The organism is Rhizobium sp. LEGMi-198b (assembly GCF_054114205.1).
On the sequence record NZ_JBSYVH010000001.1, the window covers coordinates 95097 to 120219 of the forward strand.

At 59.3% G+C, this 25123-nt stretch carries 13 protein-coding genes; 7 read left to right on the forward strand and 6 right to left on the reverse strand.

What is annotated here, in order from left to right; translation table 11 throughout:
* Nucleotides 1–12: 12 nt before the first annotated feature.
* The 3 genes from ACXHXG_RS00490 to ACXHXG_RS00500 form a co-directional block, all read right to left on the reverse strand.
* Complete coding sequence (locus tag ACXHXG_RS00490) at nucleotides 13–1434, reverse strand: aminotransferase class I/II-fold pyridoxal phosphate-dependent enzyme (protein ID WP_104822676.1); 1422 nt, start codon at nucleotides 1432–1434, stop codon at nucleotides 13–15.
* A complete protein-coding gene (locus ACXHXG_RS00495) occupies nucleotides 1431–8888 on the reverse strand; it encodes a type I polyketide synthase (RefSeq protein WP_457898198.1) in 7458 nt (2485 codons plus the stop codon). The genes ACXHXG_RS00490 and ACXHXG_RS00495 overlap by 4 nt, the downstream gene beginning before the upstream one ends.
* Nucleotides 8889–9232: 344 nt before the next feature.
* Nucleotides 9233–10411 carry a polysaccharide biosynthesis/export family protein gene (locus ACXHXG_RS00500; protein ID WP_285168209.1) on the reverse strand — a complete coding sequence of 393 codons (1179 nt, stop codon included), beginning with the start codon at nucleotides 10409–10411 and terminating at the stop codon, nucleotides 9233–9235.
* 647 nt (nucleotides 10412–11058) lie between these two features.
* Here ACXHXG_RS00500 and ACXHXG_RS00505 point away from each other — a divergent pair.
* The 7 genes from ACXHXG_RS00505 (at nucleotide 11059) to ACXHXG_RS00535 (ending at nucleotide 19742) form a co-directional block, all read left to right on the forward strand.
* Complete coding sequence (locus tag ACXHXG_RS00505) at nucleotides 11059–11919, forward strand: class I SAM-dependent methyltransferase (RefSeq protein ID WP_457898199.1); 861 nt, start codon at nucleotides 11059–11061, stop codon at nucleotides 11917–11919.
* Between the two features lie 140 nt (nucleotides 11920–12059).
* Nucleotides 12060–13145 carry a hypothetical protein gene (locus tag ACXHXG_RS00510; protein WP_285168176.1) on the forward strand — a complete coding sequence of 362 codons (1086 nt, stop codon included), beginning with the start codon at nucleotides 12060–12062 and terminating at the stop codon, nucleotides 13143–13145.
* Nucleotides 13126–14424 (forward strand): KpsE/RkpR family capsule polysaccharide export protein, encoded by a 1299-nt coding sequence (locus tag ACXHXG_RS00515; RefSeq protein ID WP_285168175.1) that lies wholly within the window; start codon nucleotides 13126–13128, stop codon nucleotides 14422–14424. Before ACXHXG_RS00510 ends, ACXHXG_RS00515 begins: the two co-directional genes overlap by 20 nt.
* A 10-nt stretch (nucleotides 14425–14434) precedes the next feature.
* Complete coding sequence (locus tag ACXHXG_RS00520; RefSeq protein ID WP_457898200.1) at nucleotides 14435–15088, forward strand: ABC transporter ATP-binding protein; 654 nt, start codon at nucleotides 14435–14437, stop codon at nucleotides 15086–15088.
* A 29-nt stretch (nucleotides 15089–15117) separates the two neighbouring features.
* Entirely contained in the window at nucleotides 15118–16383 is a 1266-nt protein-coding gene (locus ACXHXG_RS00525; RefSeq protein WP_457898201.1) for a KpsE/RkpR family capsule polysaccharide export protein, read from the forward strand.
* Nucleotides 16380–17516: a hypothetical protein gene (locus ACXHXG_RS00530; protein ID WP_457898202.1), complete on the forward strand. Its 1137-nt coding sequence runs from the start codon at nucleotides 16380–16382 to the stop codon at nucleotides 17514–17516. The genes ACXHXG_RS00525 and ACXHXG_RS00530 overlap by 4 nt, the downstream gene beginning before the upstream one ends.
* A gap of 39 nt (nucleotides 17517–17555) precedes the next feature.
* Nucleotides 17556–19742 carry a glycosyltransferase family 2 protein gene (locus tag ACXHXG_RS00535; protein WP_457898203.1) on the forward strand — a complete coding sequence of 729 codons (2187 nt, stop codon included), beginning with the start codon at nucleotides 17556–17558 and terminating at the stop codon, nucleotides 19740–19742.
* Between the two features lie 41 nt (nucleotides 19743–19783).
* Here ACXHXG_RS00535 and ACXHXG_RS00540 read toward each other — a convergent pair whose 3' ends face one another.
* From ACXHXG_RS00540 to ACXHXG_RS00550, 3 genes are all read right to left on the reverse strand, one after another.
* Entirely contained in the window at nucleotides 19784–20179 is a 396-nt protein-coding gene (locus ACXHXG_RS00540) for a (R)-mandelonitrile lyase (protein WP_457898204.1), read from the reverse strand.
* 108 nt (nucleotides 20180–20287) lie between these two features.
* Nucleotides 20288–23749, reverse strand: a complete 3462-nt coding sequence (locus ACXHXG_RS00545; RefSeq protein WP_457898205.1) for an ATP-binding protein — start codon at nucleotides 23747–23749, stop codon at nucleotides 20288–20290.
* A gap of 3 nt (nucleotides 23750–23752) precedes the next feature.
* Nucleotides 23753–24988, reverse strand: coding sequence for a metallophosphoesterase family protein (locus ACXHXG_RS00550; RefSeq protein ID WP_457898206.1), 1236 nt, complete (start codon nucleotides 24986–24988; stop codon nucleotides 23753–23755).
* Between the last annotated feature and the right edge of the window lie 135 nt (nucleotides 24989–25123).

Genomic DNA, 25123 nt, shown 5'->3' on the forward strand with positions numbered 1-25123 from the left:
ATCGCCTTAAGTCTATGGCTTGCCGGCGGCCTGGCGCGCCGGCAACAACTGCATTACCTTGTCCATATCGATGGACGCCAGGCCGAAATTCCGATCCTGTAAATCCTGGAGTTTCCGGGCCGTTACGGCGACTGAACGGCGGATTTGCTCTTCGGTGTGATTGCAGGTGATGAAGAAGCGCAGCCGCGCCATGCCTTCGGGCACGGCCGGGTGAATGATCGGCAGCACATTGATGCCTTCGCCCAGCAAATCATTGGAAAGCTGCACCGCTCGCAGCGAATCGCCGACGATGACGGGAACGACGGAAAAGCCAAGACTCAGACCGGTATCGAGGCCCGCCTCCCTGGCACGCTGCAGGAAGAGGCTGCCATTGCGCCTGAGCCGAGCGGCCCTCTCCGGTGCGGACTCCAGAATTTGTAAGCCGGCGATGGCCGCCGTGGCCAGAACCGGGGCAAGACCGACGCTATAGACGAAGCCGCCTGCCTCCGCCTTCAGGATATCGGCGAGCGCGCTGCTGCCGGCAATATAGCCGCCGCAGCTCGATGTCGTCTTCGAAAGCGTTCCCATCCAGATGTCGACATCGCGCGGATCGAGGCCGAAATGCTCGAAGGTGCCACGGCCCTTTTCGCCGAGGATGCCGAGTGCGTGGGCCTCATCCACCATCAGCCAGAAGCCATAGCGAGCCTTCAGCTCCAGAAGCGCCGGGAGATCGGCGACATCGCCGTCCATGGAATAGATGCCTTCGACAATGACCAGGATACGGCGAAAGTCGGAAGACAGTGTCTTCAGGATGCTTTCAAGATTTTCGGCGTCATTGTGCTTGAACAGGCGCCGCGCCGCGCCGGAAAGCTTGATGCCGGCAAGCGCGCTGTTATGGATGAACTCATCGTGGATGACGAGGTCCTGCGGCCCCAGCAGACAGCCAATGGTCGCGACATTGGTCAAGTAGCCGCTGACGAAACAGACAGCAGCATCGACGCCATAGAGCTTGGCGAGCTGCTGCTCCAGCTCGACATGCACCGGCCGCTCTCCGGCGACAAGGCGGCTGGCGGAAGCTGAGATGCCGAAACGGTCGATGGCTTCCTTGGCACGGGTTGCCACGAGAGGGTCGGTATTGGTGGCAAGGTAATCATAGGAGGCGAAATTGACGAATTCTCGTCCGCCCATCTTTGTCGTCGCGCCGGCGGCGGTATCATGCGAGCGGTAGAAAGGATTAGCGATACCGGCCATCTCGCCGGCAATCTTCTGCGTCATGACGCGCTTATATTCCGGCAAATCCTCGAAGCGCTGAGCCTGACGAACCGGCTGCTGCGGCTGCCTGTTCAACCGCTCCGCCCGGTTGCGTCCGGAAGATTCGTTGGCGCGGCGCATCTGCTCCAGCAGGCTGCTTTTCTTGTCGCCGGGCGGAACAACCCCATTGGCATCTTGCGTCATGAGCGTGCGGCCTTCTTCTGAAGGGAGTGGCTTTGGACCAATCGGCTGACCACTTGATCCTCGCTCGCCGCCGAACCCTCGACCTCCCCGCCACCACGATTCATGACCCTGTCACGCAAGCGGCTGACGACGTCGCTGACCGTCGTCCCCTCCCCGATCCCACTCAAGGGAATGTCGAAACCGGTCTTCTGCTGGAAGCTCATGCCGAGTTCCATCGCCATCAGGCTGTCGAGGCCGATATCCTTCAGCACCTTGTCGGGTGTAATCGTATCTTCGGTCACGCGCAGGATCGCAGCAATTTCCGAAGCCACGATCACGTGCAAAGCGGATTGCGCCTCCTCCTCGGATTTACCTTTGATCAATTCGCTGAGATCGATCATATCGCCATCGTTCAGGGACTGATGGTCGCCCGCATGGCGCATCAGCGGTTCGAACAGCGACCGACCGGCGATCGGTAGCATGCGTGCCGCACTCCAATCGATTTCGGCGATCATAACGGCTGCGGCATCGATTTTGCCGGTATCGGCCAGCATGTAACGTTCGACCTGCTCCAGCGCATCCCGCGCCTTCAAGGCGGCTTTGCCGATGCGCTTCGACAAGAGTTCGTTGACCTCGATGTTGCGGGCAAGAAATCCTTTGTCCGCAATGGCGCCGAAGCCGACGGCGAGCGCCGGCAGACCGGCGGCGCGGCGCGATCGCGCTAAACCTTCGAGATAGCCGTTCGCTGCGACGTAATTCGCTTGCCCAGGATTGCCGAGCATCGTCGTCGCGGACGAAAACAGCAGGAACAGATCGAGGCTGTCATTCCGGGTCAATCGATGAAGATTGTCGGCGCCCCTGACTTTCACCTCGATAACCGGCCGATTGCGCTCTGGTGTCAGGTTGGCGAGAAGCCCATCGTCAAGAACCATGGCGGCATGGATAATGCCCTTCAGCGCACCCTCGGAACGAAGCGAGCCAAGCAGTGCCTCGACAGCAACCTCGTCGGTGATGTCGCAGGCGTGCAGCGTTGCCACGACGCCTTTCTTCTCCCATTCGCCAACGGTGTTCAGCGTCTCCTCATCGGCGACGCCCCGGCGCGAGCACAGAGCGATGCGGCGCGCACCCTTGGACACGAGCCAGTTGGCGGCCGCGAGACCGAAACCGCCGATACCCCCAGCCACGAGGAAAATGCCGGCGGGATCGAGCCGGAGCGATTTAGCCGGCGCCGGCAAGACAGGATCGGCACCGAGAACAGGCGGGCGAACGACGATCTTGCCGATATGACCGGCATTCTGCATAAGCCGGAAAGCGCTGGCGATCTCATCATAGCCGAAGGCACGATAGGGCAGCGGAGTGAGCTTGTAATCGGCAAAGAGCTGACCGATCTCCGCAAAGATCCGCTTCGTCAGGGCGGGAGCGTTGACCAGCAATTGATCGGCGTCGATGCCGAAATAGCTGATATTGCGGCGGAAGGGGCGCAGGCCGATCTTGCGGTCGGAATAATAATCGCGCTTGCCCAATTCCAGGAAGCGTCCAAACGGCTTGACCAGCTCGATGCTTCGCTCCATCGCCTCGGAAAACAGCGAATTCAGCACAAGATCGACGCCTTCGCCCCGGGTAATTTGGCGAACGCCCGCAACGAAATCCAGCGAGCGGGAGTCAAGCACATGGTCGGCGCCGAGCATTTGAAGGAAGCGGCGCTTCTCGACCGTGCCGGCGGTGGCGATCACCTTGGCGCCCTTGAGCTTAGCGACCTGCAACGCGGCAAGGCCGACACCGCCGGCAGCGCCATGGATCAGGATGGTTTCACCCGATTGGATACGCCCCAGCTCGACCATAGCGTAATAGGCGGTCAGGAAGGCGACGGGCACCGTGGCCGCGGCAAGCGTGTCCATCGTCTCCGGCAGCTTGGTGACACCATCGCGGCGCACGCGTACATGGGTCGAAAACGCAGCGGGACCGATGCCCATGACTTTGTCGCCCGGCTGGAGGTCGCCGACGGCAGAGCCGGTTTGCAGCACGCGACCGGCGAACTCCATGCCGATCGTAGCGCCGGCAAACCCATCCTCCAGCGCTTCTTCTGGCAACAGGCCCATCGCCCACATGACGTCACGGAAATTGAGGCCGGTGGCTTCGACGGCAATGATGACCTCGTCATCCGACGGCGCCGGCAAATCCGCCTCTTCCCAAACAACGCTGTCCAACCGGCCACTCGTATGTTGCCGGATCGCCGCCGAGGCAACGTCGCGGCGGTTCATCTCGGTTAGCGCAAAAGGTGCCGCCACGGCCCGGATTTCGCGGATCTCGCCGGTTACCCTGTCGAGCATCCACTCCCGGTTATTGGTCTCGGCGAACAGAAGGGTCTCAACGGTTGCGATCGCCCGCTCATCGTCGGTTTCGGCATCGAGCAGGTGCACGTCGAAGCCGTCATATTCATTCTGCAGCACGCGCGCGAAGGCCCACAAGCCGGCATTGGCGCTATCAATCCGCTCTTTGGCAAGCGGCGAACCGCCCGGAGCCGCGATTACAAGGCGCGGTCTGTCACCCTCCGCATATCTCGTCAGTGCATCGGCCAACTCTGCGAACACGTCGAGCCGCATCCACGATAGATCGGACGCGCCGCGCTCGCCCTCCCGTTCCGCCACATAGAGAATATGGCGCGGATGGTGGGTCGCGAGGACATCGGCGAGGTTCGAAGTCGCTGGTTTGACGTCGACGGCGATCACCTGCCTATCGGAAAGGCCGATGCTCGCGCCACGCTCGGACAGAACTAAAAGCGGTGCGTCGGCGCGGGATACAGCAGGCTCGTCTTCGACTTGACCTTCGGATGCAGCCAACGCCGTGATCAGCACCCCTTCGGGGAAAACCTGCTCCTCGATCCGAGGCTTGCCGAAACCGAGCGCCGCAAGGATATCCTCGACCTGCTGCAGCGTACCCAACTGGCCTACAGGGAATTCGGGCGACTGACTGCCGGCGAACCATCCCTCCGACAGGCCAAACGCGAAATCGTTGAAGATGCTCGGCGCTCGATCGGCAAACAGGAGTTGCGCGCCACGCGCGGCAGCGCTGCGGATGGCGGCTTTCAGCCCGTCGTCATGGGATAGAAGATGCTGGCTCTGATCACTACAGGCAATGATAACGTCGGCGAGCGGCTGATCGGCAAGCTTGCCAGGCTCCGCGACGATGACATGTGCGGCCCCCTCGAAGGCGATTTCAAGTGCACGGCGCATCTGCTCTCGCGGCTCGGCTATGATCAGGCTGGCGCCGGCCTTGGCGGCGATCGTGGCCAACCGCTGGCTAAAGGCTGCGGATGTCGACCCCGCTTCCAGAATAAAACCAATATCGCCGGGATTGGTCTCGATGGACACTGCGAGGGCCTCGGCAACAAGCGAAAGCCGCCTGCTGCTCAAGGGCGAGTGAACGAGCACATGCTCCAGCGTTGCTCCGCCAGTCGTATGAACAGTTGCCTCGGCCCGCTTTTGGCCAAGCACGTGTCTATGAACGGCGGCCAGACGCTCCAGGGTTTCACGATAGGCATTGTTGACGAGAATTGCTTCGGCGACTCGGCCGGCATCCTCGCGATAGAGCTCCTGCAGCACTTCGCCCACCGGCGGCAGGGTAAAATCGAGGGGAATATGCCATTCGCCATCCTCAGCCGAAGCGATGCCGGCATCCTCGAGAATATAGAGGCAGTTGATCAGGAACGGCCGGAATTCCGGATCGTCCGGAAGGTTTGAAAGCGAAACCGCACCGTCCCTGCCCGCGATCGCCAAGGCGATCTCATGGCATGCCCGGTAGATCGCCGCGTCGAGAAGCAGGGTCGCATTATTGAGCGAATGATTTTCACTAGGGCGGCGCAGCGCCGAAGCATCTAGCGTCACCATGTCCGATGCGGATCGGCGTCCAAAAATCGCCGATGGCACGGTCTCATAATGGAAGGCGACGGAATCGAGCGTCGTGTGCCGGCGCAAATAGGTGCGGCGGAAGCGGCAATCGTCGAAAACGGCAATCTCATCGCCATCGCCGCTGAACATGCGGAAGCGGGCCTTGATCGAATTCCGGCTGAACCGATCGATCTCAATGACCGCTTTGACAACCGGTCTTCCCTTGCCAGCTACCCGCACAGTGCCGAAACGAACCGGGATATAGGGAGCTCCCGCCTCATCGCCCGACAGTTTATCGAAGAGTGCGACGAGGCCGTGGAACGCCGCATCGATCGACATCGGATTGAGGTTGTAGGTTACGAACGGATGGGCGGGAGCGGCAGCCGGCTTCAGCTCCACTTCAATGACGCTGCGCCCGAAAGCGACAGCCTTCGATAGAAGCTGGAAATGCGGACCATATTGCAGCCCGAAACGCTCGGCCGTTTCATAGGTCTTCTCGGACGTGAGAATGGATTTCTCTTCCTCGAACCGCCATGCGGCTCTGTCTTCGGCATCGCCCTTCCCGATCGGCTTGCGGCCGCGCGCGACCGCATGAACGGTCCAGTCGTCGTTGCTCAGCCTCTCACGCGAGCGGATCTCGATATCGCCCGTCTCCGGGGAAAGGATGGTCGACAGTTCCACCATCCGATCCTGCCGCAGTTCCAAGGGTCTGACGATTTCGAGATTGCCGATCTCAACCGCATCCGTCTGGTAATATCGCTGAGCTGCCGTGACGGCGATCTCGATGAAACCGCTGCCCGGCAAGATCGACTTGCCGTCGACGACATGTTCGGCGAGATCGGCGAAGAGATGCGCATCCAGATGGTTCTTCCAGGTGGAGGCGTTGGGGTCCGTGCGCCAGCCCAGCAGGGTGTAAGGGCTCTTGCCGTCGCGGCCAAAAATGTCGATTTCGTCCGTTGTTGGCTGCGAACGCAGCTCCACCGGTTCGAACGGCAAAGACGGCAGCTTGACGAAGGCATTGCGCGTGGCGCTGCCGCGCGAACGCAGCGCCGACGCGCCATGTGCGACAGCGCGCGCAAAAGCCTGCGAAACCGGATCCCGCCCGGAGAGCGGCGGCTCCCGCAGCAATGTCGGTATGGCAACCGCCTGGACGGACGCCTGCTTGGCGATCTCCGTCATGTAATTCGAAAGGATCGGGCGCGGGGCGATTTCAATGAACAGGTTGCATCCCATCGCCATGGCCGCCTGACAGGCCGTCTTGAAAAGCACGGGATCGCGGACATTGCGCCACCAGTATTGAGCATCCAGCAGGCGGCCATCGCAGGCAGCGCCGGTTACCGTTGAAATGAAGGTGCCGCTGCCGGCATCCGGTGCGACGTCAGGCAGATCGGCCAGAAAGGCGTCCTTTGCCCGATCGATGATCGGATGGTGGAAGGGATAGTTGATGTCGAGGATATGCGCGACGATCTGCGACTTGCGAGCTGCCTCCTTGAATGCTTCGATCTCATGGACCGGGCCAGAAATCGTTATCGAATTCGGCGCGTTGATCGCTGCGATGCAGATGTCGTGGAGACCGTGCAATTTGGCGAAGGCGAGCGCCGCGTCCTCGTTGAGAACGACCGCAGCCATCTTGCCTTCTCCGGCGAGAAGATCCTGATGCAGCGAACGCTTGGCGACGATCGCGACCGCTTCGGCTGCCGTCAGCGCTTTGGCCGCATAGGCGGCGGCGATTTCGCCGACGGAGTGGCCGAGGACGGCATCGGGCTTCACTCCCAGCACCGAGAAGCAGTCCGATAGGGAGGCTTGAATTGCAAAAAGCAGAGGCTGCGCGATCTTGGTGTCGGCGAGCCGCAGGGATAGATCGGAGGAAACCAGAATATCCGTCAGCTTCTCGCCGAGATAATATTCGAAGAGCGCGCTGAACGACTGAAAACACTGCCGGAAATGGCTGTTTTCCCGATAAGCCTCGACTCCCATGCCCGCCCATTGCGAGCCGTTGCCGGAAAAAACGAAGGCAATCTTGACCGCCTGAGCCGGCACTTCACCGATTTCACCAACGGAATTTTCGCCGCCAAGATGGGCATCGATCGCCGCAAGCACTGCGGCGCTGTCTTTGGCCTTGGCGGCGAAACGGTGGCGCATCGGTTCGCGATTGGCAGCGGCGGCCGCGATGATCTGCCGGGCTTCCTTGGGCTCTGCCCGTTCGAGCTGGCTCCTGTAGTCCTCGAGCAGCTTCGACAGCGCCGAAGCCGTATGAGCGCTCGCAACGAAAATCGTGCCCTCGCCCCGCAATGGTGGTTCGGGCGGAGCGACCGGATCGGGATCGCTGATGACGACATGGGCGTTCGTGCCCCCGAAGCCGAAGGAATTGATGCCGGCAAAGCGCGGCCGTTTGGCCGGAAGGAGCTCGATGGCCGATGTATTGACCCGAACGTTCAATCCTTCGAAATCGATGGTTTCATTCGGCTGCTCGAAATGCAGCGATGCCGGCAGAAAATTGTTCTCCAGCGCGATCATCGCCTTCAGCAGGCCGAAAAGACCGGAGGCGGGCTCAGTATGGCCGATATTGGACTTGATCGAGCCGACCGGCACCGGCGCCCGGCGGTTCCGGCCAATGATATTGCCGATCGCCCAAATCTCGGCGGGATCGCCAACCTTAGTCCCCGTACCATGACCTTCGATGAAGGCTATGCGGTTGACGTCGATGTTCTGCCCTTCATAGATCGAACGCAGCAAAGCGGCTTGTGCATCGCGCGACGGCAACGAAATCCCATTTGTACGGCCGGAAGAATTCACCCCGATCGCATGGAGCCGAGCGTAACTGCGATCCTTCTCACGCAAAGCGCGATCTGTCCTGCGCAGGATGATGGCCGCGCCGCCTTCCGCGCGAACGTAACCGCGGCCATTATCGTCATAGGCGCGGCAAAGCCCTTCCGGCGACAGCATGCGCGCCTGGGAAAAGCCGACGAATGATAGCGGGTGAACCAGAAGGTTGATGCCGCCGACGATCGCCGTATCGATATCGCCGCATTCCAGCGCCCTCACCGCCTGATCGAGCGCCACGAGCGACGACGAGCAGGCCGTATCGATCGTCATACTCGGGCCACGCAGGCCGAAAATATGCGAAATGCGGTTGGAAACGATCGAGAGCGTGTTGCCCGTCATGAAATACGGGCTGCCAGCGGCCGGATCTTCGGCGGTGAGATTGCCGTGGTCAAGCGAGGAAGCGCCGACATAGACGCCCACCCTTTCGCCTTCGAAGCTATCGACGGGCAAATTCGCATCTTCCAAAGCCCGCCAGACGAGGTTCAGAAGGATGCGCTGCTGCGGGTCCATCTGCATCGCCTCACGCTGCGAAAGGCCGAAGACTGCAGGGTCAAAAGAATAGATGTCGGCCATGACACCGGCGGCGTAGCTATAGGTTTTCCCTTGCGTGCCGACGACGGGATGCCAAAAACGCGCAAGATCCCAGCGTTCATCGGGGATCCGGTTGACCGTGCAACGTCCCTCCTTGAGGACGAGGTGCAGTTCTTCAATCGAATCCGCGCCCGGGGCAACACTCGCCCGTCCGATAATTTCAACCGTCATAGTATCTCGGCGTCGTCTCTAAAATTGCATAGGATGAAAGTAGCCATATTTGCTTATCACCCGTTCACACCACAATTGTCCGCGGTTGTCACCTGCAAAAACCGAGGGCTGAACACCATATTGACAAACAACACGACCCTGATCCGAAGCGGGACAGGGTCGGCTCACCACAACCCTTCCTAGAAGAACCACCATCGGAATCTCAAAAGGAAGACGCAGCCCGCCGGCTCTCGCAATCCTCTGTTGCTCAATGAAAGCCAGTCTTTCGACGATGCGATATGCTGACGTCGGCATTGAAACTGCGGCTAGGCGCGTTCCGCGCCGCCTCCGCGATCAAGCCAATGTCACTGCCCCAGATTGGCAGCGGTCGCAGCACCCTGCGAGGCAATATTAAGCGGCGCACCGACCAGCGTCAGGAATTTCCGAATGTCGACCGAGGGATGACGCGATACATAGATGACGTCCCGGCTCTTGACGGGGAACGTTTGGCCGACAATGAGACTGTCGGGATGCGACATGTCGAATCTATAGACGATCGGATATCGTCCCTTGGAATCCGGCGCCATTCCCTTACGCACCAGCTCCTGGAAACGAGCGGCACCGAGGAGGTTCTGAACGATTTCCGGTTCTTCGTACCGGAACAGGAAGAACCCTTGCGCATTGGCGGCTTCATCCACCGCGCCATGGCCCAGAGCGACAGCCTCCAGCAGGTTCAAGTCGTTGGCCCCGAACTCAAGGCGGCCGTCACCCTTAACGGCGCCAAGAAGGGTAAAGGTCCTGGGATCACGCACGAGGAAAATCTGATCGCCAGGCTGAACGTAAATATCTTCAGTGGGATGTTCGATGATCGACTTTAGAAGAACCGTTCCGGTCCTGTTGCCCCGAACCAAGGTCACATAGGTCTCATAAGGCTGAGTGACCGGTCCGCCAGCCTTGGCAATGACCTGGGTGATCTTTTCGCCGATCAGATCCAAAGGAACCATCGACGGACGGCCAACCGCGCCGGAGACAGTTACCGTCCGCGATGACGTGCCGGTACTCGTCACGATAACGTCCGGCTCGACCGCCTTGGTAGCCAGCGCCGCCAGGATCGCTTGACGGGCCTGTTCCAACGTCTTGCCCGCAAACTTGACCGTGCCGGCATAAGGGATAGCTGCAGTCCCATCCGGCTGGACGATAATATCCAGGGATACCTGTTTCGACTGGGCCGTCGAGAACAAACCGTCGGCGCCAGCCTCGAAGATCGTCACTTTCAGCGAATCGCCGACGCCGATAACGACCCGTCCGACAGGGCCACCTATCCCGAACCGACGATTGAGTGCGCTGGACACATAGTCCGAGACAAAGCGCGCCGTGCGGCTGTTTATGTCGACGACATCGAAGACGGCCGCATTCTTGCGCCCGAGTTCCGCGCCCGATTGCCCGGCATCCTCATCAATCGCACCGGCCAGCGGCCCTTCGCTCGAGACGGAATTACATCCCGCCAGAATTACGCAAACGACTAACGCCGCCCCTACGCGAATCAATTGAATAACCTCAAAATCAATATCGGCTGCTGTTACCGAGTCGGTCAGGCCAGCGCATTATTCATAAAATCAGTCGGCGTCCTGAAAAGCATAGTGAGCGCCCCTCAACAAGCCGATTTTGCACAAATGCCGTTAAAAAAATTTATGTGCGTTCTTATGAGCATACTTCCGAACTCACGCCATGGCAGCACTACCTATGCGATATAGGCTGAAAACGGAAATAAGGCAATTTCTATCAAAATTCTCCAAGTAATTTAATTAATATTCACTGAATGATAAAGGAATTACTTAAGTAATGACATCAAGCAAGATTGGAAATCTCGCACGTCCGAAACGGAAAAAACGGACCTGAGAACCTCCTCGTTTTTATGAGGGTACCCTTGCTTATGATAGCCTCGCGCTCTAAACCGTGCCCGATATTGGCTGCCAAATAAGACAACCCAAGATTAGCCGAGCGGCAGATTTATTCTTTGCAGATAATAAGGAAAATCGAAGCAAGGTTGGGTAAAGCTTATTCCCGAAAAAAGACCGTGACGTGGATTGTGCCGACCACTCAAGGCGCCGCGGCGATGTGGATCAGAGCGGTAGAAAATCGGCCTCTTATGCCGGCTTAGAGGCGCCTCGAAAACCGGACGAAAATACCGATGGAAATGAAGGTGCAATCGATGCTCGGTTTTGCAAAGCGATCCAGGAAAAAGGTGGCGGGGAATTCTCTGGAGGCGATATTTGACCAATATGAGCAGGGCAAACCCGATCATCAGAATGCGATCGACGCCCTTCCCGGCTGGAACAGCGCCTTTCCCGTCGCCCTCAATTTGAAAGCCGGAATACATCATCTTTATGCGGACGGCCGAATAGATTGGGCGCTGCGATCGTTTGGTTCAATTGAGGGAAAGACGATTCTGGAAGTCGGCCCGCTCGAGGGGATGCATACTTATATGCTGCACCGCGAGCGTCCCGCACGAATCGATGCCATCGAAGCAAATCGGCTCTGTTTCCTGCGATGCCTGGTAACAAGGCAAATACTCGATATCAACACCGCTTCGTTTTTGTTGGGTGATATTCAGGCGTGGCTTACCGACCACGATGAGGTTTATGATTTTGCCGTCGCTTCCGGCGTCCTCTATCACATGGCCGATCCCGGAGAGTTTTTGAGACTGTTGGCCCGCCGCGCGAATGCCGTTTTCATCTGGACGCATTTTTTTCTCGAAGAGGCTATGCCGGCGGGCGATGTGCGTCGCAATCCTTTCAGCGGAAAGGTCGAAACGAGGATGATCGAGGGCGTTCCGGTACGCTACTACGAACGCAGCTATCAGCATGCCAACTCGAACGCGTCCTTCTGCGGTGGTATGAAGGACCGGCATTTTTGGATGCACAGAGACGATATATTAACGCTGTTGGAAAAGCTTGGATTCAGCGACATCCTAATCAAGGATCAGGATTTCGGCCATTCCGGCGGACCGTGCTTTTCTCTCCTGGCACGCAAAGGGCAGGCAGCTCCGTGACGGGCACGCATGCCGACGCTCGGCGCCTGAGAGTATTTTGGATAATTTTGACGTGTTTGAAGGCACCTATGACAATCTGACGGCTCTTGAAGGCCAACGCCTCGTCTCTGCCTGCAAGCTTGAGACGCCGGAGGGCATCCGTGCTGTTTAATCTCGAATATGATCGGGGCGCAGTTCTGGAAGGCTATCTCATTCCGGACGGATTTTCCGATCTGCCGCATATCAGGGTATCGGATGCGGATGGCGAGCTGATGGTCTTGCCCTGCGATCAGATCAAGCAAGCGGTGGTGGATTCGGGTCGACATGAGAATGGGCGGGTCGGCTTCAAGCTAGATGCATCGATCATTCCGGATATTGCCGAGCGAAATACGCTCATGATCCACGATGCCAAGTCCGGGTTGCTGATCTATCGGCGGCCGCAGGTGTCGCGACTGGTCCCGTTGAAGATCCTGCGGCTGGAGACCCAACTCCTGCCCATGGCCAAGTTCGACTATCACTGCGGCCGCCATTTCCAATATGAGCTGTCGTCCGTGGAGCGCTTCGGCCATGAAACCGCGCTGCAAGCCTTTCATCTCAATGCCATTCAGTCGATCTACATCAGTGGGCGGCTGCTGCTGCGGAATTATGAGGAGTTTCTCGACAAGGGATTCAAGGCCATCGTTCTGCTTACGGACCCATATTACGAATTGGCCCTGCGCATATTCCTTTTGAAACGAATGGCAAAGACCCAGATCTCCTTCTTCGGCGACCGAGACAGGATTATCCTGGCGCCTGCGGCCGAACACTTCGCCGACGTCAATCTTGAAAGCGAGGCGTCCCTTAAATCCGCGCTCAAGAAAGCATCGCAGAACGTCAGAAACGTTCTGCTGTCCCCCGTTACCCGCCAACTGGTCGCGAAAACCCCGGAGCAACTCGTCACGCGCGGCGATGTCGCCGCGGCGATCGACCTGCTGTCGCGTTTCACCATTGTCGGGCACGATGCCGACAGCCTTCACTTTCAGGACGCGATCGGTGAGCTGCTTGGCATCTCCGTAGGCGATCTTCCACTGCTCTCGCGCCATACCGCCCTGGAGGACGTTGCGACGCGATTGCGCTCATTGCATATTGCCGAACTGATACTCGAGGAAGATTTGATTTTTGATCATTATGTGCGTGAGGCGATGAAACCCACCGCGCCGGAATTGCGGAACACGAATGCAAGCCGACATGCCCAAAATAGCCATTGAAGAGACAATCGATCAGCCATATCCGCGGGTAAAACCGGCACGTCATATCCTGCCGTCATTGTTTCGACGCAGGGTGCCGGAACGGCTCCGGCCCAATGATCTGGAAGACATCGAGTATTTGCCGGTACCTGGCACGCACGACCCCGTGCCCCAAGCCGGCGGCAAGCCGCCGCTCCGACTCATCAGCTTCCTGTTGATCGTTATCCTGCCGTTTCTGGCGAGCTTGATCTATTACGTCTTCATTGCTTCGGATCAGTACGTTGCCGAAGCCCGTTTCGCCGTCCGCGCGCTCTCCGGCACCAGTTCGGATGACAAGGGCGACGGCAGCGGCGGATCCGAGAGTGGCGGCGGGGCGTCAGGCCTTCTCAACATGCGCTCCGCCTCACAGGATGCCTATGTCGTCACGAGCTTCATTCACTCCACCGAGATCCTCAGACGGATCGGTGAGAAACTCGACTATCGATCCATGTTCGCGCGGCAGGATGCGGATTTTATATCTCGATTCCGCTCTTCGGAATCCGATGAGGAGTTTCTGACCTATTGGCAAAACCATGTCAGCGCCTACATCGACGTCTCTTCCGGCATCATCACCTTGAAGGTGCGTGCATTCACGCCGGATGATTCCGTAAAGCTCTCCGACGCCATCATTCAGGAGAGCGAATCGCTGATCAACGAGCTCTCGCAGCGCGCACGCAACGATATCGTGCAAAGCATGCGGGCGGATGTCGAAAAGAGCGGGAAAGCCTATAGCGATACCCTGGCCGCGCTCAATCAGTTCCAACATCAATCCGGGCTTCTCAGCCCACAGACCCAGGCTAAAGACAGCAGTACCTTGCTAACGGGATTGCTTGCGCAGAAGCTCGAATTCGAAACACGCCTGTTCGTGATGAAGCAGTCGCATGCCGAGGGGTCGCCGACCTATCAGCAGCTCAGCCTTGCCCTGCAAAGCCTTGACGCTCAGATCGACAAGAAGAAGGCGGAGCTCACTGGGCCGGAAAACGCGAGCCTTGCCCAAGCGCTGCTGGAATACTCCAAGCTCGACACAGATCGGATGATTGCAGAGAAGCTCTACGAGGCCTCCCAGAGGAACTACGACGCAGTGCTTGCGGAAGCACTGCGCAAGACGCTCTATTTGGCCGTCTTCGTAAAGCCGGCGCTTCCGGACGAAGCCATATTTCCGCACCGTGTAACCACACCGCTGATCATATTGCTTGGTTTGGCGGTTCTCTGGACCACCCTTTCATTGATTTGGGCGTCGGTGGAGGATCATCGGATATGAGAAATACGCGATGATCCGCTTCAAGAACGTGTCGAAACACTTCAAGACGCAGAATAGCAAGAAAGTCATTCTGGATCGTATGAGCTGCGAATTCATGCCTGGCTATTCCTATGGTCTGCTCGGCGTGAACGGCGCTGGAAAGTCCACGACGATGCGGATGATCGCCGGCACCATGCTGCCAAATTCAGGCAAGATCACCAAGGACGTTCGGGTGTCCTGGCCGCTGGGCCTTGCCAGCGGCTTCAATCCTTATATGACCGGCCGTGCCAATCTTCACTTCGTCGCCCGCGCCTATGGAGAGGATGTCCGGCGAGTTTCCCGGTTTGTCGAAGAGTTCGCCGAACTTGGCGACTACATCAACGCGCCGGTGCGCACCTATTCTTCGGGCATGGGCGCACGATTGGCCTTCGGGCTCTCCATGGCGATCGAATTCGACTGCTATCTTGTCGATGAAGTTCTGGCCGTGGGCGACGCCCGGTTCCAGGAACGCTGTCGCATCGCATTTGAGAGCCGGCGGAAATATTCCGACGTGATCATGATCTCGCACAGCATGAGCATGATCAAACAGCATTGCGACAAGGGAATGGTGCTCGTCGATGGCAGACTTATGGTTTTCGATCAGGTCGAGCAGGCCATCGAAGCGTACTACAGATTGAACAGATAAGATGCGACGGATTGTCAACAAGGTCCCATATGGCTCACGATACCGGAAAGACGTCTGAAACTGTTCAGCTCAGCGCGATCCAGCACAGCCGCGATGTTGCCGCGAAACTGTCGGTGACTGCGCGAAAGTTGCGCTTTTCGACATCGAAGCGAAGCCAGTTTTACAAAGCAGTCGGACTGCGCCCTCGCCCGCTGGAGCAAATTCTTAGCAGGGCGATACTGGCTTCTACGCTATTGCTTCTTGTCATCCCGAACGCCGCTTCGCTCTATTACTTTACGCGTATGGCCTCGGATCAATTTCAGTCCGAAACGCGCTTTACCGTCCGGTCATCGACGCCGGCACTTGGGAAGGACGAACTGGCCAAGGTAACCGGCCTGCCATCGGCACAAATCGTTCAGGATACCCAAATCGTTACCAATTTCATCGCCAGCAAGGACATGGTGACTGCTCTCCAGGCCAAGGTCGACTTCCAAACGCTCTACGGAAACGCGGAAATCGATCCGTTGGCGAGGCTGAAGCAGGATGCGTCATCGGAAAAGATGCTCGACTATTGGAAGGATATGGTGTCCGTCAAAACCGACCCCAACAGCGGTATCGTGACGGTCAAGGTCCGTGCCTTTTCGGCGACCGATGCGCAGAAGCTGTTGCAAGAGGTTGTTGCGGCTTCCGAAGCCGTGGTCAACGATGTCAACAACCGCATCTGGCGTGATGTCATCACCACCGCTCAAACCAATTTGGACAATGCGAAGAATCAACTGCAGACAACGCGGCAGAAGCTTCAGCTCGCCCGCAACCAAACGGGCGTCCTCAGTGTCGAGGGATCATCGGCAATCCTCACGGGCCTGATAACCAGCGTTCAGACGGACAAGGTCAATCTTCAGCAGAAATACGATGCTTTGGTCCGGACGGTATCGCCCAATGCGCCGCAAATGAAGGTTCTGAAGCGCGAAATCGACAGCAAGGAAAAGCAACTGCAAGATCTGAACAGCCAGGTGGCGGGGCAGAATAAATCCGAGCAGAACCTTGCCGACGTGTCGGTCGAGATGTCTCAGCGGGAGTTAGAACAAAGCCTGGCCGAACAGCAATTCGCCACAGCCATGAAAACGCTGGAGCAAGTGCAGTTTGTCAGCAAGCAACAGCTTCTCTATCTCGACACGTTTCTTGCCCCCGATCTGCCGGACGAAGCGGAATATCCGAAACGAGGGCTTTGGATCGGCGGCATTTTGGCGGCGACCCTGGCCATTTGGGGCATTGTCGTCGGCGTGCTGACCACAGTGCGAAATCGTTTGGGGTGATCACGCTTCAACCACCCATGCAAAGTCTGCGCGACACCATCTACGGATTGATACCGAGGCCGCAGCCTTCGGCCGCGTCCCGCATCCGCCCGCCGGTAAAGCGGTTGCTGATCCTGTCGCGATACCCCAATCCCAGCGTCAGCTATTATCTGGATGAGCGAAGCAAGGCCCTTGCCGATATTCCCGTCATCCTGAAGGGGCTCGACGACGGATTGGGCGACGTCGATTGCGAAGGGCTTTTCGTCATTATCTGCCGCTATATCAAGGCGCCGCAATTGCGCTGGCTGGAGCAGAGGCATGGACGCCTGGCGGGGGTAGCCTATTTCGTTGACGACGATATCCCCGCCGTTATCGCGGGCGACGAAGCCAGTTGGCCCTATAAATTCAGGCTGCTCAATTTCGCCATCCGGCCGCTCCCGCGCCTCAACCGATTGCTGACCCACCTTTGGGCATCCACTGAGCACCTAGCTGGGACGCTCACAAACTCGGACCATAAGGTCGACATTCTCGCACCCATGCCGGCGCAGCCCTCTCAGAAATCACCCGCCATGATCGGTGAAACGGCTGCGTTGCTAAAGATGGTCTATCATGCGACCGGCATTCACCGTCATGAGCACGAGTTCCTGATGCAGATCGTCAGGACTGCCATGAACAAGCATAAGAATTTGCATTTCGAAGTCTTTGCCGATGGCGACCTTGCGCGCCGATGGCGTCGTCAGGGCATTGAACCGGGTCGGATGACGGTAAGCCCGCAGTTACCGTGGTCGTCCTATCTCGCGAGGACCACCAATCATGGTGCCGACATTGCCTTGGCGCCGCTCCTGGCGGGAAGGACCAACGACAGCCGCGCAGACACCAAGCGGATCGATATAAGCCGCATGGGGGCCGCCGCCATATTTTCCCGATGCGCGACATTCGCGCGTTGCGCCGTCGCCGGAGAGATTCATATCGGGAACACAGCCGAGGAGTGGGTGACGGCAATCGACCAGCTTGTGGAGGATGGGCATCGGCGAGAGATCGCGCGCAATGCCACACTACAGTCCCTGGAAAAAATGCGACAGAGCGCGACGCTGGCATTTCCAGGCATACGTTTCGATGGGCTCGGGGGATACGGCTTGATGGCCGGCCATTGAGGCGCTATCCGCTGTTGGGATTTGGATATCAAGACATCAATGACACTTAAGATTTTACCCAACGACGATCTTGAACGCGCGATTTCTGCCGGTGCGAATTCCAATCTTTGGAAATCCCTTGGCGACGATCCTGCCTTCGAAATTCGATTCGCACCGGTCCGGAAAAGGCTTGTCGTTATTCATATAGCCAGCACCGATGAAGCCATCGACCCGAAGTTCTACGTCAATCGCGGTCGCGGCTTTCGGGAAAAGGATGCGGTCACGCTGTCGGCGGGGAGACGCTTCATTATTACGGCGGATGTGGGAGCCGTCGGAACCATCTGCTCGCTGCGCGCCGACCCCGCAAGTTTCCCGACTACGTTCAGCTTCGACGTTGCGGCATTTTCTTCGGTGAAATCGGCCGAGAAGCATATTTCAACTCTGCTCGGCGCACACGCGCAGGCGGAGCGGTTCGATCTCGGCAAACTTGCGCAATATTGGACAAAAATGCCGAAGCTGCCCTTCGGAAAACGTTCGCCGAGTGCGACGATACAATATGCGGAGGCGAGCTATCGGCTTGCCACCAATCTTGCCGTATCACCCGTTTCCTCGACGGCGGGGATGTGGCTCAGCGTTGTTGTTCCGGTCTACAACGCTCCCTCACGATATCTCGACGATCTCATAAGCTCCTTCGAAGCACAAAGCGAAGCGGGTACGGAACTCATTCTGAGTGACGACGGCTCGACTTCGCCGGAAACGCGGCGATGGTATGAGACGCAAAAATCGAGGAACAACGTCCGTTTCGTTCTGAACGAGAAGAACGGCGGCATAGCGATCGCGACCAATGCCGGGCTTTTGCAGGCGCGCGGCCTGTGGGTCGCTTTGCTGGACCATGACGACGTGATCGCTCCTCACGCCTTCAAAGTCGTGCGGCATACGTTGGAGCAGAACCCCAATGCAAACTTCCTCTATACCGACGAACTGGTTGTCGACGATAGGCTGAAGCCCAAGGGCCTGATGTTGAAGCCGGCCTATGACCCCGTTCTTCTGACGGGCGTCAATTACATCAATCATTTCTCCATCTACCGCCGCAGCCGGCTTCACGAGATCGGCTATCTCCGCACCGGATACGACGGTTCGCAGGACTATGATCTCCTACTGCGTTATCTGGAAGGGCTGCCCGACAATACAATCCTTCACCTGCCCTACCCCGCCTATTGGTGGCGGCGCAACGGCCACACCTATTCGCGGAAATTCATGGATGCCGCGACCGCCAACGCCAGGAAGGCGATCGTGGAACGATTTGAGCGTCAAAAGCAGCCCATTCGTGTCGAGGAGGCCTTGACGAATACCCTGCATCGCGTGGTGTTCGAACGTTCGGAGACTTCATGGCCGAAGATCTCCATCATTATTCCCAGCAAGGATAGTTTCGACCTGATTTCCCGGGTGCTGAAGGATATCTTCGAGCAAACGGACTATGCCAATTTCGAAGTGCTGATCATCGACAACGGTTCTTCCGACAAGGCCGTGCTGGACCTTTACGAGCACTACCGCGAAACGCAGCCTGAGTTTTCAGCGACGATCACGCCCGAACCCTTCAATTTCTCGCGTTCGATCAATCGCGGTTTGCGCGCTGCAAAAGGCGAGCACTATCTGATCCTCAACAATGACGTCGAGATTATCGAGCCGGGCTGGCTGAAGGAGATGGTGGCCTGTCTCGCCTTCGAGGGGACCGGCATTGTCGGCGCCAAGCTTCTCTATCCGAACGACAAGATCCAGCATGCCGGCGTCCTCGTCGGCTTCGGCGGACTGGCGGGTCATTGGTACATGAACAAGCCCCGGGATTTCGGTGGCCCGATGAACAGGCTGCATGTCCGCAATTCGATGAGCTGCGTGACCGGGGCGGTGATGCTGATTTCCGGCGACTGTGCCGAAGCAATCGGCACGTTCGACGAAGAAAATTTCGCCGTCGCCTACAACGACGTCGACTATTGCCTGCGCGCCCACAAGGCCGGGTTTCGCATCATATGGACGCCATTCGCCTGCCTTTACCACCATGAATCGGTTTCACGGGGATCGGACAAATCGGGAGAACGGAAGAAACGATTTGAACGGGAGAAAGACAATCTGCGCCGGCTGCATGAGACGCAGACGTTTGAAGACCGCGCGATCAATCCAGCCTACAGCCGCGATAAATCGGACCCGAAGATCTTGATGCCAACGAAGCTGCGCATTCCATCGATGTAAGGTCTCGGCTGCTATCCCATCCAAACCGCCGCGAGCCGCTTTTATCCGCGATATTGCTCTTCGGTTACATATTCCATCCAGTCGGCGGCCTTGCCGTCCTGCATTTCCTGAATGGCGATATGCGTCAGCGCGGTGGCCGGCCCGGCGCCGTGCCAGTGCTTTTCGCCCGGGGCAAACCAGAGGACATCGCCGGCATTGATCTCGCGGATTTCGCCGCCCCAGCTTTGCGCAAGTCCCTTGCCGGAGGTCACCACGAGTGTCTGGCCGAAGGGATGTGTATGCCATGCGGTGCGGGCGCCCGGGTCGAAGCTGACATTGACCACCTGGACACGGGCCGGTGCCTGCGCCTGCATCAATGGTTCCTGGCGTACGCTGCCGGTAAAATACTCGGCCGGCGCATTGAAGGACGGACGCGATCCATTGGGCTTGATCTCCACGGAATTTCTCCTGCTTCCACCAGCGCGGCACCCGCCGCGCCTCGTTTTCTGCCGCAAGCCTATGCCATTCGATGACGTCATCCAAGCGACAACGCCGATGTCGGCGCTTTACAGTTGGATCAGATCCAAGTCCTTGCCGATCTCCCGTTTGGCAATCTCGACCAGGCTCATTTCATGGGTGAAGAGAATAGTCTGGAAACGCTCCGCCGTGCCGGCGAGCGCCTTCAGGCCGGCGCTGGCGCGGTCATCGTCGAAGGTCTGGAAGATGTCGTCGACGATCAACGGCGCGGGCTCGTTGCGGGAGGAATAATCTTCGAGGAAGGCGAGCCGCAGCGCCAGATAAAGCTGATCGCCGGTCCCCTCGCTCAAGCCATCCAGCGGCACGCGCTCGCCGCCTGAGCGCTCCGCCAGCAGTTGCAGAGCATCCCTCTCGTCATGTTCCTCGACCAGTCGCGCGAAGCGGTGGCCGGTCAGCAAGGAGAACAAATCCCCTGCCCGCTTGATGACCGGATCGGCCTGCCGCTCTCGATAGGCCTCCATCGAGCTTGCCAGCATCCGTGCCGCGAGTTTCAGCACCACCCATTGCCGCGCAAGGTCCTTGGCCTCCTGTTCGGCGGAGAGCTTCTCGAAGACGGCGTGTTCAGCGCTGACACCGGTTTCCAGCGCACGCTGCTGGCGCTGGTTTTCCGCGTGGCGCGCCACCAGCTCGCCATGGGCGGTGAATTGCCGGAGATCTTCGGCGGTCAGCCGCTCGATTTCCAGCTCCGCGGCGATGCGCTCGAAGCCGGCGAGCTGAGCGCGGGTCTCATCCTCGCTGCCGCCATCGGCCTGCTGGCGGAAACGGTCGCGGCTCTCCAGCAGCCTCGTGTTCAGCCGGGTACGTTCGCGCAGGCGCGACAGCAATGCCGGCAGATCGGCATCCTCGGGCAGATCGGCAGTCAGACGAGCAAGATCAGCCACCACCGTTGCAAGCGCGTCACTGCAGCGGAGGGCCTGTGCCTCGGCGCGCTGACGCTCCTCATCGAGCTGGTCGCGCTTCTTCTGCTCACCGCGCGCCGCATTGGCACGAGCGTGCAGCGCCTCGGCCGCGGCGTCCGGCGGCAGGTGGTCGAGTTCATAGCCGGCGGTTGCGGCAAGTGTTGCAAGCCGACGCTCGAAATCGGCCATGTCGCGGCGCATGCCGCTGACACGGCGTTGACGATTGTCATGCTCCGCCAAGACATCCGGCAGTTCCATCCATGCCTTCAAGGCAGCGGCAGCCATCTCCAGCGTCGCATCTGCGGGAAGACCGAACGGGAGGACAGCTTTACCAAACGCGTCGCGCCAACCGGCCTGCCGCCGCTCGATATCTTGGCCCTGTTCACCAAGACGCGTCAGCCGGTCGCGTGCCGAGGCGATTTCGCCTTCGCGCGTGCGACTTTCATTCCAACGCTCCGAAAGCAGGCGAAGATGTTTTCGCAACCCTTCCGCCATGGCGCCTGGCGGCAGCCGGCCGCTCTTATAGCCGATGGCGTCGGCGATATCTTTTAGCGCCGGAGACACACGCGCTTCGGCACGCGCAGCTTCATCCCGCTCGTCCACCAGATCGCGCAGAGCCCGACGCTCGCGGAACAACCCTTCAACCGCACGCCGCCATTCCAGCATGGCCGCCGGATCGAGCGCAGCGATACCGCAGGGCTCGAAGAGCGCGGCAAAGGTGGCGAGCGCTTTTGCGGATTTCTCTTCGCACTGTTGCAGTCGCTTTGCGGCCGCCTCACGCTCCTGCTGCAGCCGCGCGCGGCGCAATAGATTATCCGCATGGCGCGAGACGCGATCTGCATCACTCAGCGCCGCATCGGCCAGCCGATCCGCTTCCGCAAGGCTCGTCGTGAACCTCGCGATGGCTTTTCCATCGGGAGCCGGTCCACCATCCGCCAGCCCGTCGCGGATCGATTGCCATAGGCCATCGCGAGCATTGCGTGCGCCGGCGATCTGTTCACGTGTGACGATCGGACCCGTGCGCTCAGCATCCTCCAGCGCCTGCTCGATCTCAGCCAACTGCTCATCATGGAGGCGCACCTTGTCGGACGCCTCGCGCAGGCTGCCGCGGGCAGCATCGATAGCCTCGCGATGCGTGGCGATCTCGGCACTGTCCGGCAGCGGCGCGGAAAATAGCGCCTCGACATCGGCAACAGGAGGACGCAGGCGGTCAGCGGCCTCGCCAAGGTCTGCCTCGGCACGGCGGATATGCGTCTCCAACGCGTCGAGACGGGCAAGAGCGGTTAGATCACCGGTCAGTGACTCCAGTTGATCGAGATGAGGCCGGGGATCGATCAAACGGCCGGCAAGACCATCCCTCTCCAGCGCCACGAGCTGCCCGCGTTCGCCGTCCAACTGCTCTGCGATTGCCTGGGCTCGGAGCAGCAACCGCCTGCCCTCTTCCACCAGTTCCGAGAGGCGCGCGCGGTCGGCATCGCTCGGTTGCCGTTTTTCCAATTGCGCAACATCTGAAAGGCCGAGGCGGCGGGCAAGCTGTGCGAGCTCCGCATCATAGGTCGCCAACTCCTGGTCGACACGCGGCAGGTCATGGCGCTGGCTGCGATAATTGCCGCTATCGGCAAAAAGCTGCGTGATGTCGTTCGATATCCGCAGCAGCGTTTCGTCTATCTCAATCAGCGACAGCTCTTCGCCGGTGCGTGCGGCCAATTGCTGGGCACGGCGCAACTCGTCCTCGGCGGCGCGCTTGTCGCTCAGGCTCTGCTCCAGCCGATCCGCAAAATTGTCCGGTAAAACCGAGAGATCAGCGAGGCGGTCGAGAGCTGCGATCTCGCCATCGATTTCGGCCAGCAGCGGCTGCAGCGTCTTCAATCTTTGTAGTCGGTCTAGCGCCTGACGCGTCTGGCGACGCCGGTCCTGCAGGCGCTCCAATTCGCCTTCCAATTCGACGGCTTCCGCCAGCAACTTCTTCCAGTCACCGGATTTGAGCTCATTGTCGCGTTCGGCCCTGCGGGCCTCGTCATGGCGGTCCAGAGCGCGGTAGAAACTGCGATCCTTCGACCGCCGCTGGGCATAGATGCCGTCCGCTTCACCATCGAGAGACTGCCGCAGCCGCGACAGGCCCGTTAGGCCCGAGGCGGCGGAAAACAACAGGCTGCCGATCTCGCCGCCGCTGCGCAGCATGGCCGTCGCGCCTTGCCGCAATCGGAGAGAATCGAGCCCGAAAGCGCGCTCGAAGACATCGCGACTCAAATGGCCGAGGAACGGCGCCAAGGCATCTTCCGCAAGCGGCCCCTCCTTGTCGTCGGGAGCGAGCAGAGTGTTCTTGCGCCCGCGGCGGCGGCGGAAAGCCAACGACGCACCATACCGCGCGCTGATTGCAGCGCCGACACGAAGGCTCGTCGGCTCATGCAGGAAGCTTTGTTCGGCGGCAACGGGAAAGCCGAAAAGCAGATCCGAAATGGCACTGAGCGCCGAGGATTTCCCCGCCTCGTTCGGCCCATAAATGACATGAAGTTTCGCACCTGCACGAAAATCGAGCGTGCGGTCGGTCAGTGCACCGTAGCGGAGAATGTCGAGCCGATCGAAGCGCATGGGTCAGCCTGCCCCCTGCCCTCGCGCCAGCAGCAATTGCCGCGCCTCCTCGATCAGCATCTCGATGGTGTCGTCAAGCGGCAACTCCGCTGCGCCGAGGCCGGAGGGCAAGCGCATCGCGATTTCGCCAACGAGCCTTTCCGCTTCCGCGACGATATCCGCATCACCGGCATGTTCGGCCAGCAATTGGCCGAGATCGAGCGTGCCGTTAGCCTCGACAGCGCTTGCGACAGGTGGCTCCAGGCGCAGCTCCAGCTTCTCCAGCCAGATATCCTCATGCACGCGATGGCAGGCGGCCTCGACCTCGTCGCGCCATTGCTGGCGATTGGCGGCAATGGCGCCCTGCAACGGCGTGATGCCCGATAGCCGAACGCGCAGCGCCGTCATGCGTCCCGCCATGTCATCGGCAAGTGGCTGCACCGCCTGCTCGACGCGGCGCAGGATTGCGGCCTGATCGTCCTCGGGATCGACGGCAATATCGGCCTGCGCAAACCGCGCCTCGTCGACGATCAAGCGTTCGTGGCTGACGCAGCCTTCCTCGACCGTGACCAGCACGGCGCCCTTTGCCCCGCGCTCGCGAATGCTGCGGCCCTGCAGGTTGCCCGGAAAAACCACCAGCGGGTCGTTTGCCACCACCTCATAGTCGTGCACGTGGCCAAGCGCCCAATAATCGTAACCGCGCGAACGCAGATCATCGACCGAACACGGCGCGTAAGGCGCGTGCGGCTCGCGGCCGGTGAGCGAGGTATGGAGAATGCCGATATTGAACCAGCCGGACACGGGCGCCGGATAGGCAAGCGCCAGATTATCGTTGGCAGAGCGCTCGGCAAAGCCCTGCCCGTGCAGCGCTACCTGCAACCCATCCAGCCTGACGGAGCCGGGCTTGTTGGTCGGGAATTCATGGACATTGGCTGGCAGGGTAATGGTCTTGGTGATGACGCTCGCCGCGTCGTGATTGCCGCGTAGCAGATAGACCCGGATGCCGGCCCGCTCCAGCCGCGCCATTTCCCGATTGAAGAACAGGCCGATCTTGTTGTCCTTCCAATCGCCGTCATAGACATCGCCAGCGATAAGGAAGAAATCGACCGCTTTCTCGATCGCCAGCCCCACCAGCGTCGAAAAGGCCTTGCGGCTCGCTTCCACGAAGACGGCGGCGATAGCAGCATCTTTCAACGCCAGCCCCTGAAAAGGACTGCCGAGATGCAGATCGGCGGCGTGGATGAAACTGAAAGAGGGCATAAGCTCCGGTCATCGTCAGATATCTGGCACCTTCTTTTTACGGAAATACGGGGCCGATGAACACCATGCGGGAGAGGTCATCCAACGCTTTCATCTATTGCCGGGTCCTGTCATGCTCCTATGTCACGCGATTGC

What these genes read in the sequence shown, in the direction of transcription:
- ACXHXG_RS00490 (WP_104822676.1), bottom strand. Translation starts at nt 1,434, where the DNA reads ATGACGCAAGATGCCAATGGGGTTGTTCCGCCCGGCGACAAGAAAAGC.
- ACXHXG_RS00495 (WP_457898198.1), bottom strand. Translation starts at nt 8,888, where the DNA reads ATGACGGTTGAAATTATCGGACGGGCGAGTGTTGCCCCGGGCGCGGAT.
- ACXHXG_RS00505 (WP_457898199.1), top strand. Translation starts at nt 11,059, where the DNA reads ATGGAAATGAAGGTGCAATCGATGCTCGGTTTTGCAAAGCGATCCAGG.
- ACXHXG_RS00515 (WP_285168175.1), top strand. Translation starts at nt 13,126, where the DNA reads ATGCCCAAAATAGCCATTGAAGAGACAATCGATCAGCCATATCCGCGG.
- ACXHXG_RS00520 (WP_457898200.1), top strand. Translation starts at nt 14,435, where the DNA reads ATGATCCGCTTCAAGAACGTGTCGAAACACTTCAAGACGCAGAATAGC.
- ACXHXG_RS00525 (WP_457898201.1), top strand. Translation starts at nt 15,118, where the DNA reads ATGGCTCACGATACCGGAAAGACGTCTGAAACTGTTCAGCTCAGCGCG.
- ACXHXG_RS00535 (WP_457898203.1), top strand. Translation starts at nt 17,556, where the DNA reads ATGACACTTAAGATTTTACCCAACGACGATCTTGAACGCGCGATTTCT.
- ACXHXG_RS00545 (WP_457898205.1), bottom strand. Translation starts at nt 23,749, where the DNA reads ATGCGCTTCGATCGGCTCGACATTCTCCGCTACGGTGCACTGACCGAC.
- ACXHXG_RS00550 (WP_457898206.1), bottom strand. Translation starts at nt 24,988, where the DNA reads ATGCCCTCTTTCAGTTTCATCCACGCCGCCGATCTGCATCTCGGCAGT.